The following is a 13,063-nucleotide window of genomic DNA, read 5'->3' as shown; positions in this document are numbered from 1 at the left end:
CTAAATTATCAGTTATATAAAATGGTAAGTGTGCCTTATAATGTTTCTGTATTACAATTTCAATGCCTTCAAGTAGGGACATCTTAGAAAGTAAGCTTAATAGTTGTATTTTTTAGCAAAAAGGGCTAAACCAGAAAATAGCACCATCAAATTCATTAAAAGGCTAACATGAGCAGCAGACAAAAAATAATTGGCAAGAATAACCTTTACAAAATCTCTGGATTCATACTGCTTTTGGTATTTGTTTCTGCTTGTAATAAAGGTGAAAACCTGGGCAAAGCAGATGCGTCTGTGATATCAAAAGAATTAGTTAAATCTTCAAAATCTTTAATAATACCTATTGATTCATTAACGGTTAATAGAAGTACACAACTGGTCCATTACCAAGATTCTAAGGATTGGTTGTTTAACCCGGATTATGTAATAGGATTTCTCCGTCCTGACAATAGTCAGGGGTGAAGCCTGTCCCGTGTTTACGGGAAGTGTTGCAATCGAAAGAAAATCAGGCTGTTTGGAGATTTTAGCATAGCACCGCTATGGTGAAATTGAAAGCAGCAACGAAGTGGCTGATTTTAAAGCGATTTCAGCACGTAATAGAATGTCTATTGCATATTTCGGGTTTAATTCTCTGCCAGAAATAAAATAAAGGCGTATTCCATGGCCAATTCTTTTAAGGCATTGAATCTGCCAGAGGCGCCTCCATGTCCTGCTTCCATATTGGTATGGAGTAGTAACAAGTTTTTGTTGGTGCGTAAGGCCCTGAGTTTTGCTACCCATTTGGTTGGCTCCCAATACTGAACCTGACTGTCATGTAAGCCAGAGGTAACCAGGAGGTGAGGGTAATCCTGTTTTTTCACATTGTCATAGGGAGAATACGAAAGCATATAGTCGTAGTAGTCCTTTTCTTTGGGATTGCCCCATTCGTTAAATTCTCCGGTAGTTAAGGGGATGCTTTCATCCAACATTGTAGTGACAACGTCCACAAATGGTACTGCTGCCACAACGCCATGGAAAAGATAAGGTCGTTGGTTGATCACAGCGCCTACCAAAAGCCCTCCAGCACTTCCTCCCATTGCGAAAAGCTTTTTCGGGTGAGAATACTTTTCCTGAATTAGGTACTCTCCACAGGCAATAAAGTCATCAAAGGTGTTTTTTTTCTTTAACATTTTGCCCTCTTCATACCAATATCGTCCCATTTCCTGACCACCTCTGGTATGGGCGATGGCAAATACAAAACCCCTGTCTAATAAGCTCAGTCTACTGGAACTAAAATAGGGGTCTGAACTTAGCCCATAGGAGCCATAGCCATAAAGTAAAACCGGGTTTTGACCGTTTTGATTGAAAAGGTCTTTTTTGTATACCAAGGACATAGGGATTTCTGTTCCATCGGCCGAGGTTGCCCACACACGCTCAGAATGGTAGTCTTGAGGTGTATGGCCACCCACCACTTCTTGACGCTTCATTAAGGTTTTCTCTCTAGATTCCATATGGTAGTCATAGATAGTAGCCGGAGTGGTCAATGAGTTGTAGCCATATCTTAGCACCTCCGTATAAAATTCCGGATTGTTACCAATCCAAACCGTATAGGCTGGATCCTCCATTTTTATGGTGTGTTTTTTTTCTCCATCCCAGGATCTTATTTCGAGCCTTTGCAGTCCATCAAATCGATTGGCTATTACCAAATGATGTTTGAAAACTTCAAACTCCTCTAAAAATACATTTTCCCTAACTGGAATGAGGTCTTCCCAATTCTCTTTCTCAGGTTTCTCTATTGGTGTTTTTACCAACTTGAAATTTGTAGCCTTGTCGGCATTGGTAAGTATGATAAAGTGCTTGTCATAATGATCAACCTCGTACTCTAAGTCTTCTTGTCGACCTTGAATGACTTTCCATTTTGCATCAGGCTGATCCAAAGGAAGAAACCTGTACTCTGTAGAAATTGTGCTTTGGCTGGCAATAAATAAGAATTTCCTTGACTTGGATTTTCTTATTCCAACCGTAAAAGTTTCATCTTTTTCCTCGTATACCAACTCATCTGACTCCTGAGCTGTACCCAGAACATGGCGGAATATTTTATTTGGCCTTAAGGTCAATGGGTCTTGTTGGGTATAGAAAATTGTGGAATTATCTGCCGACCAAGCCATATTACCAGTGACAGATATTAATTGATCCTCCAACACTTCCCCACTAGTCAAATCTTTGAAATGAATAGCGTAAATACGCCTACCCATATTGTCAAAGGAATAAGCCAGCAATTGGTTGTTTTCAGCTACTGACAGTGCGTTGACATTCATGTATTCATTTCCTTCTGCCATTATATTGATGTCCAATAAGGTCTGTTCATCCCCTTCTAGATTTCCTTCCTTTCTACAATAAATTGGGTATTCTTTGCTTTTTTCGAAGCGATTGTAATAATAAAAACCGTTTTTGAAGTAAGGGACACTGGCATCATCTTCCTTTATTCTCCCCTTCATTTCTTCGAAGAGTGTTTTTTGCAGGGCTTCTGTATTCTTTAGGCAATGATTTTTATATTCATTTTCCTTTTCCAAATATTTCACAACCTCTGGATGCTCTCTCTCATTCATCCAAAAGTAGTTGTCAGTCCTGGTAGAGTCATGAAAACTAAGTTTTTTGGGTTTTATCTGCGCTATTGGTTGATCTATATGTTTTGTTTTGGACATGTTTTGTCTGATGTGATAATGTTTGGAATATAATTATTTTGCAATAATCATAGAATTTTTCATATATTGAATGGCTTATTAAATTTATATTAAAAACCATTAACCAACAAAAGTATGGGATTGATTAAAGAATTCAAGGATTTTGCCGTAAAAGGTAATGTTGTAGATTTAGCTGTTGCGGTGATCATCGGCGCTGCATTTGGGAAGGTAGTATCCTCACTGGTAAAGGATATAATTATGCCTCCAATTGGACTATTGGTCGGAGGAGTTGATTTTACTGATTTAGTAGTTGTTCTCAAGGATGCCTATATAGATCCTGCAGGGGAAGAAATCGCTGCGGTAACAATTAATTACGGTACATTCATTCAATTTACCGTTGATTTCGCTATTGTCGCTTTTGCAGTATTTATGATTGTTAAAGTAATTACAAAATTGAAAAAGAAGGAAGAAGCTGCCCCAACACCACCACCACCTACTGTTAATAAAACAGAAGTGTTATTGGAAGAAATCAGGGACTTACTTAAAACAAAATAATTTCTGATTGAATTAAATTTTCCGGTAAGGGTTAAACCAGATCCCTTACCGGTTAAATAGATACCTAAGCTGAAAAGTAGTTTCTGTCAATTCATTACCTTTTATTTCCTGCAAGCCTGAACCTATGCTTTCCCTATTGGTATAGGTAGTTTTTGCCCATCTCCCCCAAAAGGTCAGTCGCTTATTGAGCTTATACTGTGCCAAAAAATAGACACGCATTCCCTGATTATAAAAATTCGGAATAGAGAAGGCCCATAGCACATTTTTTTCATACAAGTATTGCCTGTTTTCATAATCTTCGGTGTCAAATAGTGCCACTCTTCCCGATAACCTCCATGGACCCATTTCTGTTGATATATCCTGAGAGATTGAAAAACCTTTGGACTTCTGTCTATCAATGAGATAAAAGCTTTGCTGTACTCGTGTTTTAACCTGCCACCAGCGGCTTGGTTGATAAGTTAGGTTCCACACCATGTTTTGTCTTTTTCCGCGTGCCAGTAAGTATTGGCTGCTGGTTTGATTTTCTGAAATTACGTTTCTGCTTTTGATCTCTTCCCGAAATTGGAAAAACAGGATCATTTGTTTGTTTGGTTGATATTTTATCCTGCTAAGCCATTCGTAGCCTGTGGAATGGGCATACATCCTGAAACGCAACCAGGGGAAACTGAAATAATCATAGTAGACAGACCAGCTGATTTTTCTGTTAGGTTTGAAGTGGAGACCTAAATACACCCCTTCTTCATTGATTGGACGAGAACCTTCGGAAAAAGCATTTCCATAAAAAGAATGAAATTCCCGGTCGTATTTTCTCCAAACCATAGAGAAATCCAGTTTACTGTTCAGGCTACTCATTATCCCCGCTACATGACCCAGTCCCCCGCTTTTGGATACTGCGGTTTCACCAAACAAATAGTGGTTTCGGAAATTGTAGGTGAAGTACAAGCTGGTTGTAAAGTTGGTCTTTCCTCGAAATTCAAATTGATTGTAAATTCTTTCTAAGGGGATTAGGGCTTGACTGTATTGGCTGTAAAGGGCATTTGCGCCTAGCCGTAACGCTTTGTTAGGAAGCTGATAATTTATATTAAACCCTGCATTGTGTTCTGTAGCTTGGGCTTTTTTCTGTACTTCACTTTCCGTTCTGTGCAATCCAGATAGGACCAATGATGACAGGTAAGAAGACTCGTTGGCAAGACTATCTTGTATTAGCTGTAAATTAGCATCTCTGGAAGATCGGGAGAGCATGCCTGTAACTTCTATGTTCCCTAATGAGTAGGTGCCTGCTAGCCCCCTGAAAAAGCCTGCTTCCATTACAGAAGTGTAGGGCCTTAGTCCAGTAGAGCTTCGTTTAACAGTGGTGATGGTCTCTGCTCCTTTTCCCACAGAAAATCCCGATCCAAAAACCAATCCCTGTCCAAATTGCAATTGATAATCGCCAAGAGAAAGTGCCTTTAGTTTCCCTTTATTGTACAAGGTATAATGAAAAGAGAGATAATTGAATCCGTATCGTTTGCTTTTAGGGTCCCAGGTGAATTTTTCTCCTGAATCTTTATCTAAAGTCAAACCCAAACTGAAATCTGCAGGTTGCTGTAAGCGGAATCTTAAATACAGGTCGTTGGGGTCTCCCAGATACCTATTGCTTAGGTCTCCATTGCTTAGCGTATCTGGAGGACTGAAACCTTTCCTTGTTTGCCAGACCTTTCTGTGACGAAAAAGTAAATAGGCATTTTCGGCCTTCTTAATACGCTTTAGGCTGGGGAGAGCATCGTTAGTATTTGAGGAATTTATAACGACAAATGGCAATATATTTTGGATGGTTTCTAAAGTCCATTCTGGAATAGCCTGAAGCTCATAAATGGAAGCAAACTTACCAAATTGATTTCTGTAATTAATGAATGATTGGATTTGTATAGGGCTAAGAATATACAAGGATTGAAGCGCAGAACTTGTGGCCACCTGTAAGTCTATAGGTTGAAAATACAATTGAAGGAGGCTTTCATAGAGGTCTTCATATGGCACATCTTCTTCTTGCATGGCAAAGCGCTCTTCTACGAATGCTTCTATGTCGAGTTCTCTTGGAGGGGCCTGCTGTGCAAGGAGACCAAAAGAAGTCAGAAATAAACCTACACCGCTGACAATAATTGGTTTCAAGGGGCCGAGGGATTATAATTTAGAGAAAAGTGATGGGTAAAACCCAATAAGTAATTGCGACTCATCGCATAATCCACTTGGAACCGTCTGGGCTTAAAACCTATTCCGAAATACAGATTGTTTGGCTGACTGCTTATGCCTGTCCGCGCCCATAGTTTATCTTCAAAGCTATAGGCGATACCTGCTTTAAACTGAGGTGGGGATTGTAGTTCTTTTTCAGTTTCAATATTGACCATCAGGTTTTGAGAGGGTCTGTAAGAAATGCCCGCCTTAACCACTGTCGGTAAATAGTCTAAACTTGCCTTGCTAATCGAAGAGCGGGAAATATTGTACACATGGGCAGCGAAAAACAAATCAGGAATGAGTTCGGCGGTTCCCCCAAGTTCAATAATAGGTCTGGCGCTTCTCCCAAAACCTTCAATATTAGTCTGGAAATAATTGATTTTTATCCCTAAACTAGCCAAACCTAATTGTTTGGCCAGGCCCAGGCCAATTTGCTGCTGATTGAAGAGCTTTCCACCATAATTGGAAATACCGATACCTATTGTCCCTAATTTTTCAGAAGGAAGGATAATTCCAGCAGCCAAAGTGGTGAGTTCATTCAGCCCAAGCCTATGGTCGTATCCTGCTATGGCTACTATTTCAGATGGTGCCTTACCTAGAGCCCCAATATTGTTAAAGATTGCCCAAGGTTCGCTTAGGGTGACACTTGCATTGCCCATCCCTATACTTTGTGCCCCTTTTGGAAAATGGTCCATGCTGTTTTGCGTCCAGCAAAGACTGGGGAATAGCAATAAAAAACCAGATAGTACCCATTTCTCCATAACCAAAAAATAAGGGGAAAAAGAAAGTATTACTGGAATATACTATAAAAAAATGTAATGTAGAAACAAAAAACGAATTATATAGGAGCTTTAACGTTGATAAAGAAACTCCCTGCCCCCATGTTGTTGACCGAATATTCAAACCTGAATACAGCATCATACATACCTATGAGGTCCAATCCAAAGCCATAGCCTGCCAGGTATTTGTTGGTATATTGAGCATTTAAAGGCAATCGATTTGCATCTCTTACATAGCCATGGTCAAAGTTACCACTAAGATATAGGCGAAGCGGAAAAACAGAGAACTCCTCTATAGGCATAAAGCTAGAAATGTCAAAAGCCACATTTAGCAACTCATAGCGTAAGCTGTTTTTATGAGCAATTAATTGTTGCCCTTCAATGACATTGAGCTCAAAACCCCTGATAAAATTTGGTTTATAACCAATTCCACGGACCAAGGTGTAAGGTTGGTGATCGCTAAAAAAAGCTGAGCCAGAAATGCCTGTAGCAAAGTGGAATTTGCTTCCAAGCCTATTGTACTTGCTGGCCATAATGCTAAATTCTAGCTCATTGATGTCATCATTCCCAAACATACCATATTTGGTGAGAGAGGCATCCAATAAGGTTCCTTGAGTTGCATAGGCCACATTGTCCCGGTTGTCATGACGGTACCGGTAAGAAGCCAAAAAGTACTGCAACTTTTGGCCCTCATGCGTAAAATAATTTGGGTTTTCAAGTATTACATCCTCATGAATTCGGGTGTCGTTGTACCCTGCTGTGAAATAATGAAAATTATAAAAACTACCTCTAAAGCTATAGGTCAGTGAGGCATTAAGTGATTGTAGTAAAATATCTTCATTCGCATTTTTAAAAAAGTATTGCTTGTTGCCAATTGACCTTACAGGGATGTTTTTATTCGTGTAATAATTGAACCTGGCAGCCAGACCATGAAGCTGGTTTTTATCAAAATAGGGGATAGTATAATTCAAGAGAAGGGCTTGGGTAAAACCAATCTGTCCGACCACCCTAAGTTTTTCATTTCTCCCGCCAATATTATTATGGTCCAATTTTACCCCATAGTTAACCCTGGAAAAATCCCGATTTTGATTAGAATACCATTCAGAGAAGTTCCTGTCAGCCAAATTAAAGATAATGCTGGGTAAAATGTACCATCTTTCTTTTAGAGACACCAAAAGCTCAACCTGCTCATCCCCTACGAAAAGGGGGGTCACTGTGGCGGTTGTAAAAAGTTGAAGGTTGTATATCTTTTTTTGGTCAGCTGCTACAAGAGCTACAAACTCATCCCAATTGTAGGTCATGTTTTCAGCAATGTCCATTTCCCGTAAAATAATGTTTTTACGGGTTTTTTCGTTTCCAACGATAAAGATGTTATTGACAGTGACTTGCTTTGGCGTTTCGACTTCCTCTGAAGTGACATATAGTGAATCGCTATCTTGGGCATACAGGGCTTTGCCAACACCTGTTCCCAGGATGCAAATAAGGATTAGAAGCCGGTAAAATAGCGGTTTTATGTTCAATTGAATCTGAATTTTGATTTTAGAGACAGAACTTTATTTTCAAAAATATGCTTGTTTAATGTAAATACGAAAAAGTGAAGAAAATAGTAAAGAATATTGCTGTATTTCCCATTTTGATTTATCAATATGCTATTTCTCCTTTGATTCCGAGGTCCTGCAGGTACTATCCTACTTGTAGCCAATACGCCAAAGAAGCCATTTTGAAACATGGTGTCTTAAAAGGGGGATGGATGGGAATCAAGCGAATAGGTCGGTGCCACCCATGGGGAGGACAGGGCCATGACCCTGTCCCGTAAGCTAGTTTTTAATGGATTGTTTTCTTTTGTTATTTAAAGAATAAAAGATAAGGCCAAAGCCTATCACTACCAATGGGATACTTAGTGCTTGCCCCATATTGAAAGTGAGACTGTCCTCAAATTCCACTTGATTCTCTTTGAAAAATTCCCAAACGAATCGCATACCGAATACCGATATAAGGAACAATCCAAGATATAATCCTTCGGGAATTTCTGATTTGTATTTTTTCCAGCCAAGAAATAGCAATATGAAAATCAATAAATAAGTGAGCGATTCATAAATTTGGGTAGGGTATTTGGCTTGACCAAAAGTTTTTATCACTGCCAGATAATGATCTCCTTGGTCTCTGATTTCCAAGTTAAGCGGGGTTTCAGGATCCTCCGCCATGTATTTCTTTGAACTATTGAATCGAGTCAATGCATACTTGACATCTCGCTCTAGAACAGATTTTAAATTTGCCTCATCAAAACTCCCCTTCTCGATTTCAATGTCAAAATTAACAGGGACACGTCCGGTTCCGGTTAGTTCAGCCTGGCGGTCTAAAGGTTTATAAGCTTTAATGGAAGTTATTGGAAGCTTCATGGTATTCAAAATCTCCTCTGTTTCTCGAGCAAAGACAAAGCCACTGTCTGTGCCTGTTGCTTTCCCGCCGATTTCTGAATTCATCAGATTACCAAAACGAATCAAAGCCCCAGTCAAGGCCACGACAATTACAATTCTGTCTACAACCCATAAATAGGATTGTCCAGGAGTTCTTCTGGCATATAGCCACAAAGCAATAAGGATAGAGATAGCTGCCCCATGGCTCGCTAGACCCCCTTCCCAAACCTTTAATATGTCTATTGGATTACTTAAGTAACGCTCTGGTTCATAAAACAATACATGCCCCAATCTGGCACCAATAATGGTTGCAAGGACCATGTAGATGGTTAATTTGTCTACTAAATTTTCATCATGACCTTCTTTTTTGAAAAAGTGAATCATGAATTGTTGGGAGATAATAAAGCCCATTGCAAAGAGCAGGCTATACCAGCGCAACCTGTCAAATCCTGAAAAAATCGAAGGGTTTGGACTCCAAACGACGTAATACAAAATACTATTGATCATGGTTTGTTATATTTTTTATGATTGTCGTTGATTTATTCTTCAAGGGTTTCCATTAGTGCCAACTCTTCCCGGTAACCTCCCGATAGTACAGGGAAACGGTACCAGGTCTTTGGATCCACATTAAATTCATCCAAATGGAAGGAGACGGCTAGTCGTTCTCTTTTCCATTGATTGATGGACCATAACCTAAAGAATTTGGCAATGTAAGCTTTTAAAAGAGATGGTTCAAGAGAAATTTCTTCTTTCAAAATAAGGTACACATCCATAGGAGATCTCCTATCCCTTATGGCCAGTTTCTCTATAGCAGAAATGATAGGGTAGGGCATAAGGTCCTCCTCATCTGTTTGACTTTGCTCCTGAGGCCTCAACTCGGCAGTAGGTTGTAGTGCGTTGACGGACTGTAATCCATGATAGCCTTTTTCCTTCTCAGCCCAACGCAACCACTGAAGGATGAAATCTTTACTAACTGCCGCAATGGGAGAAATGCTACCACTGGTGTCTCCGTCCATGGTCGCGTAGCCCAAGTCACCTTCGCTTCGATTGGAAGTGCTTAGGAGAAGGTGATTTTTGATGTTGGCCAGCATCCAGATGATTGGAGAACGAGTTCTTGCCTGAATGTTTTGAAGAACGATGTCGTCCTGTTCCCAGGTTAGCTTTCTGCCTAGGGCTGTTTCAATTTTTTTTGTATAGGAATCTACTTCTTCATCTATGGTCCAATGATGGAAAGTAGCACCTAAACTCTTTGCGAGGTTGTGGGCGCTATTTAGGGTTGCTTCAGAGGAGTTTTTCGTTCCTTGATAGGCAGTAGTGAATATTTTCCCGATAATTTCTGGAATGCTACTTTCTGGAGCAATATCGGATGCACGATTGATTTTTTTCAAAAATAAGGCTGTTCCTAGTTCCTCTACCCCTCTTTTTACCATGTCAGCTACTAGTATGGCTATGGTAGATGAATCTGCTCCACCGCTTAGCGAGAGGACAAAACCCCTGCTTCGGCTTTTCCTAAGATAGTCAAAGAGGGCCAATGTAGAGGCAGCCATGAATTCCTCATTTTTGGTATCTAAACTGTGGTTAAGTTTCAGAGGTTGAGGCTGCTGAACAGGGTAAGCTACCGTAACCAACTGGTAATCCTGGTAGGATAGCAATTTGTTCTTTACCAAACAATGGCCATTTTCGGAGAAAAGTATTTCTCCGTCAAAGATCATTCTTCCACTTTCATTGCCAAGCAGGTTGACGTACAAGTAAGCAACACCAAGGTCCGTAGAGCTTTCTTTAACCAAAATTTCTCTCTGCTCGCTTTTGCCCATGGCAAAGTGGCTGGCACTAGGGTTGAAAATGATGTCTACTCCACGTTTTTTTAGTCGGTATCCAGGCCTGTCAGTGCTTCTCCATGCATCTTCACAGATTTCAAAACCATATTTATGGCCGTTTTTCTCAAAGATGATGTCTCCAAATGGGTATTTGGTGTCAAAACACTCAAGTATGATTTCTTCGCCGGATTTCCAGGGAGTAAACCACCTTGCTTCATAATGTACACCGTCTATTGCTAAAAACTGTTTGGGTACAAAGCCTAGAATCTCCTCGTTTTCTAGGATGGCCATGCAGTTGTAGACTTTGGTATTTATTCTGATAGGTAGCCCCACAAATACCGTAATTCCACTTGTATGAGGAAGGATTGTTTGAAGGCTTTGCAGTGCTTTTTTAGGATACCAATAACTCAGGAACAAATCTTCACTACCGTATCCGGTAATGCACAACTCTGGAAAACACAAAAGGTCAACCTTTTTTTCTTTTGCCAAGGAAATTGCCTGAATGATATTGTTCAGATTTCCTTCCCAATCCAGAGGAGTTTGGTTGAGTGTGGCGGCAGCCAGAAGTAATGGAGACATGTTATTGATTTTTTAGAGACCTAAATGGGAATGCGTGGATTAGGGGATTATTTGAAGTTTTTCGCAGGCAATTCTAGCTGCTTCTTGTTCGGCTTTTTTCTTTGTGGCACCTTTTCCTTCAGCATAAGGAGAGCCATTGATGTTTAATTCTACTTTAAACTCTTTGAACCTTTGGCTACCTTCTACGGATTTTAGGTTAAAGTCGACTTCTTTATTGTCCTTTTGCGACCATTCTATGATCTTACTTTTGAAATTAGTAGTGGTGGTAATGATATTGTCCAAATCAAAAAATGGAGTGATCAACCTACTATTGATAAATTTTCTGCAAAAGTAAAACCCTCTATCCAGGTAAATGGCTCCAATAAGGGCTTCTAGCGTGTCACCATAAAGAGATTTGAAGCTATAGGGGACTTTGGTACCCATTTCGGACTCCACTATTTTAGGTAAGCCAATTTTCTGCCCAACCTGATTCAAAGCTTCTCTGTTTACAATTCTGGACCTGGTTTCGGTCAAAAAGCCTTCGTCTCGGTAGGGGAATTTTTGGAAGAGGTATTCGGCCACAATTGTGCCCAATACCGCATCACCCAGGTATTCTAGGCGTTCATTGCTTATTTTTACACCGGCTTTTATTTCCTTCGATGCAGAAACATGTCTGAACGCTAGTCTATAGAGAGATAAATTTAAAGGCTTGCTACCCACTATGTTTTTTATAGCGAAAGCAAGCCTTTTATCTTTCTTATTATAAGTTAGCTCTTGTATTCTGAGCAACCGAAGTAATTTCAAATTTATTCTGCTATTTTTTTGAAGATGATAGAGCAGTTATGCCCACCAAAACCAAAAGTGTTACTCAGTGCTACATTGACTTCTTTTTTCTGAGCTTTATTAAAGGTGAGGTTTAATTTCTCATCCACCTCTTCATCATCAGTAAAGTGATTGATGGTAGGAGGAATAAGGCTGTTTCTCATCGCTAATATTGATGCTATGGCTTCTATAGCTCCAGCAGCTCCCAGAAGATGACCTGTCATGGATTTTGTACTACTGATATTGATTTTATACGCGTGATCGCCAAAGATATTTTTAATGGCTTTTACTTCACTTAAGTCTCCAAGAGGAGTAGAAGTACCGTGCACATTAATGTAATCAATAGCCTCAGGTTCTAAACCGGCGTCTTCAAGGGCGAATTTCATCACATTGGCAGCTCCTCTTCCTTCCGGATGAGGTGCAGTAATGTGGTAAGCATCACCTGTCATTCCACCACCGATTAATTCAGCATAAATTTTGGCTCCACGTGCTTTAGCATGTTCGTACTCTTCCAAAATCAATGCACCGGCTCCTTCCCCAAGAACGAAACCATCCCTGTCCTTATCAAAAGGCCTAGAGGCAGTTTTTGGGTCATCGTTTCTTTGAGATAATGCCTTCAAAGCATTAAACCCTCCTACACCTGCTTCAGTTACTGCAGCTTCCGACCCTCCAGAAATGAAGATATTGGCTTTTCCCAATCGGATATAATTGAATGCATCCAATAGGGCGTTAGTAGCTGAGGCACAAGCTGAAACAGTAGCAAAATTTGGCCCCTGAAATCCATATTTAATGGAAATAAACCCTGCAGCGATATCAGCTATCATTTTAGGGATGAAAAAGGGGTTAAATCTTGGTGTTCCGTCTCCACCTGCAAAATCAGTGACTTCGTCTTGAAAAGTTCTCAATCCACCAATACCAGATCCCCAGATTACTCCAGCCCTGGTAAGGTCAATTTTTTCAAGGTCAAGTCCAGAATCTTCCATGGCTTCCGCTACGGCTACCATTGCATATTGAGCATATGGATCAATCTTCCTGGACTCTTTCCTGTCCATAAATTGAAGTATATCCAAATTCTTTACTTCGCAGGCAAATTGGGTTTTGAAATTTGAGGCATCAAAACGGGTAATAGGCGCAGCGCCGCTTACACCATTCGACAAGCCGTCCCAGAATTCTGGAACGGTATTGCCGATTGGTGTAAGGGCACCTAAACCTGTTACTACAACTCTTCTTAAATTCATAAATGA

General features: G+C 40.1%; 11 protein-coding genes. 3 read left to right on the top strand and 8 right to left on the bottom strand.

Annotated elements, in window-relative coordinates:
• Positions 1-168 precede the first annotated feature (168 nt).
• Positions 169-459 carry a hypothetical protein gene (locus tag CA2015_RS02415; protein ID WP_048640447.1) on the top strand — a complete coding sequence of 97 codons (291 nt, stop codon included), beginning with the start codon at positions 169-171 and terminating at the stop codon, positions 457-459.
• 161 nt (positions 460-620) lie between these two features.
• On the opposite strand, the gene CA2015_RS02410 is transcribed toward CA2015_RS02415, so the two are convergent.
• Positions 621-2,681 carry a S9 family peptidase gene (locus CA2015_RS02410; RefSeq protein WP_053086632.1) on the bottom strand — a complete coding sequence of 687 codons (2,061 nt, stop codon included), beginning with the start codon at positions 2,679-2,681 and terminating at the stop codon, positions 621-623.
• Positions 2,682-2,795: 114 nt separating this feature from the next.
• Between CA2015_RS02410 and mscL the strand changes: the two genes are divergently transcribed.
• On the top strand, positions 2,796-3,215 hold the full coding sequence (mscL, locus tag CA2015_RS02405) for a large-conductance mechanosensitive channel protein MscL (RefSeq protein ID WP_048640445.1): 420 nt from the start codon (positions 2,796-2,798) through the stop codon (positions 3,213-3,215).
• 45 nt (positions 3,216-3,260) lie between these two features.
• Here mscL and CA2015_RS02400 read toward each other — a convergent pair whose 3' ends face one another.
• The 3 genes from CA2015_RS02400 to CA2015_RS02390 form a co-directional block, all read right to left on the bottom strand.
• Positions 3,261-5,363, bottom strand: a complete 2,103-nt coding sequence (locus CA2015_RS02400; protein ID WP_048640444.1) for a ComEA family DNA-binding protein — start codon at positions 5,361-5,363, stop codon at positions 3,261-3,263.
• Complete coding sequence (locus tag CA2015_RS02395) at positions 5,360-6,187, bottom strand: PorV/PorQ family protein (RefSeq protein ID WP_048640443.1); 828 nt, start codon at positions 6,185-6,187, stop codon at positions 5,360-5,362. Before CA2015_RS02395 ends, CA2015_RS02400 begins: the two co-directional genes overlap by 4 nt.
• A gap of 77 nt (positions 6,188-6,264) precedes the next feature.
• Positions 6,265-7,725 carry a BamA/TamA family outer membrane protein gene (locus CA2015_RS02390; RefSeq protein WP_084011604.1) on the bottom strand — a complete coding sequence of 487 codons (1,461 nt, stop codon included), beginning with the start codon at positions 7,723-7,725 and terminating at the stop codon, positions 6,265-6,267.
• 74 nt (positions 7,726-7,799) lie between these two features.
• Here CA2015_RS02390 and yidD point away from each other — a divergent pair, with 74 nt between their 5' ends.
• On the top strand, positions 7,800-8,021 hold the full coding sequence (yidD, locus tag CA2015_RS24505; RefSeq protein WP_084011602.1) for a membrane protein insertion efficiency factor YidD: 222 nt from the start codon (positions 7,800-7,802) through the stop codon (positions 8,019-8,021).
• 1 nt (position 8,022) lies between these two features.
• Here yidD and CA2015_RS02380 read toward each other — a convergent pair whose 3' ends face one another.
• From CA2015_RS02380 to fabF, 4 genes are read right to left on the bottom strand one after another with little or no spacing between them, the layout of a single operon-like run.
• Positions 8,023-9,129 carry a prolipoprotein diacylglyceryl transferase gene (locus CA2015_RS02380; protein ID WP_048640441.1) on the bottom strand — a complete coding sequence of 369 codons (1,107 nt, stop codon included), beginning with the start codon at positions 9,127-9,129 and terminating at the stop codon, positions 8,023-8,025.
• 32 nt (positions 9,130-9,161) lie between these two features.
• Complete coding sequence (gene nadE, locus CA2015_RS02375) at positions 9,162-11,018, bottom strand: NAD(+) synthase (protein WP_048640440.1); 1,857 nt, start codon at positions 11,016-11,018, stop codon at positions 9,162-9,164.
• Positions 11,019-11,057: 39 nt separating this feature from the next.
• Positions 11,058-11,801: a ribonuclease III gene (gene rnc, locus CA2015_RS02370; protein WP_048640439.1), complete on the bottom strand. Its 744-nt coding sequence runs from the start codon at positions 11,799-11,801 to the stop codon at positions 11,058-11,060.
• A gap of 2 nt (positions 11,802-11,803) precedes the next feature.
• Positions 11,804-13,057, bottom strand: a complete 1,254-nt coding sequence (gene fabF / locus CA2015_RS02365) for a beta-ketoacyl-ACP synthase II (protein ID WP_048640438.1) — start codon at positions 13,055-13,057, stop codon at positions 11,804-11,806.
• Positions 13,058-13,063 lie beyond the last annotated feature (6 nt).

The organism is Cyclobacterium amurskyense, assembly GCF_001050135.1.
In the GTDB taxonomy this organism is placed as follows: Bacteria; Bacteroidota; Bacteroidia; order Cytophagales; family Cyclobacteriaceae; genus Cyclobacterium; species Cyclobacterium amurskyense.
This window is presented reverse-complemented; position numbering and strand designations above follow the sequence as displayed.

What these genes read in the sequence shown, in the direction of transcription:
- CA2015_RS02415 (WP_048640447.1), top strand. Translation starts at nt 169, where the DNA reads ATGAGCAGCAGACAAAAAATAATTGGCAAGAATAACCTTTACAAAATC.
- CA2015_RS02410 (WP_053086632.1), bottom strand. Translation starts at nt 2,681, where the DNA reads ATGTCCAAAACAAAACATATAGATCAACCAATAGCGCAGATAAAACCC.
- mscL (WP_048640445.1), top strand. Translation starts at nt 2,796, where the DNA reads ATGGGATTGATTAAAGAATTCAAGGATTTTGCCGTAAAAGGTAATGTT.
- CA2015_RS02395 (WP_048640443.1), bottom strand. Translation starts at nt 6,187, where the DNA reads ATGGAGAAATGGGTACTATCTGGTTTTTTATTGCTATTCCCCAGTCTT.
- CA2015_RS02380 (WP_048640441.1), bottom strand. Translation starts at nt 9,129, where the DNA reads ATGATCAATAGTATTTTGTATTACGTCGTTTGGAGTCCAAACCCTTCG.
- nadE (WP_048640440.1), bottom strand. Translation starts at nt 11,018, where the DNA reads ATGTCTCCATTACTTCTGGCTGCCGCCACACTCAACCAAACTCCTCTG.
- fabF (WP_048640438.1), bottom strand. Translation starts at nt 13,057, where the DNA reads ATGAATTTAAGAAGAGTTGTAGTAACAGGTTTAGGTGCCCTTACACCA.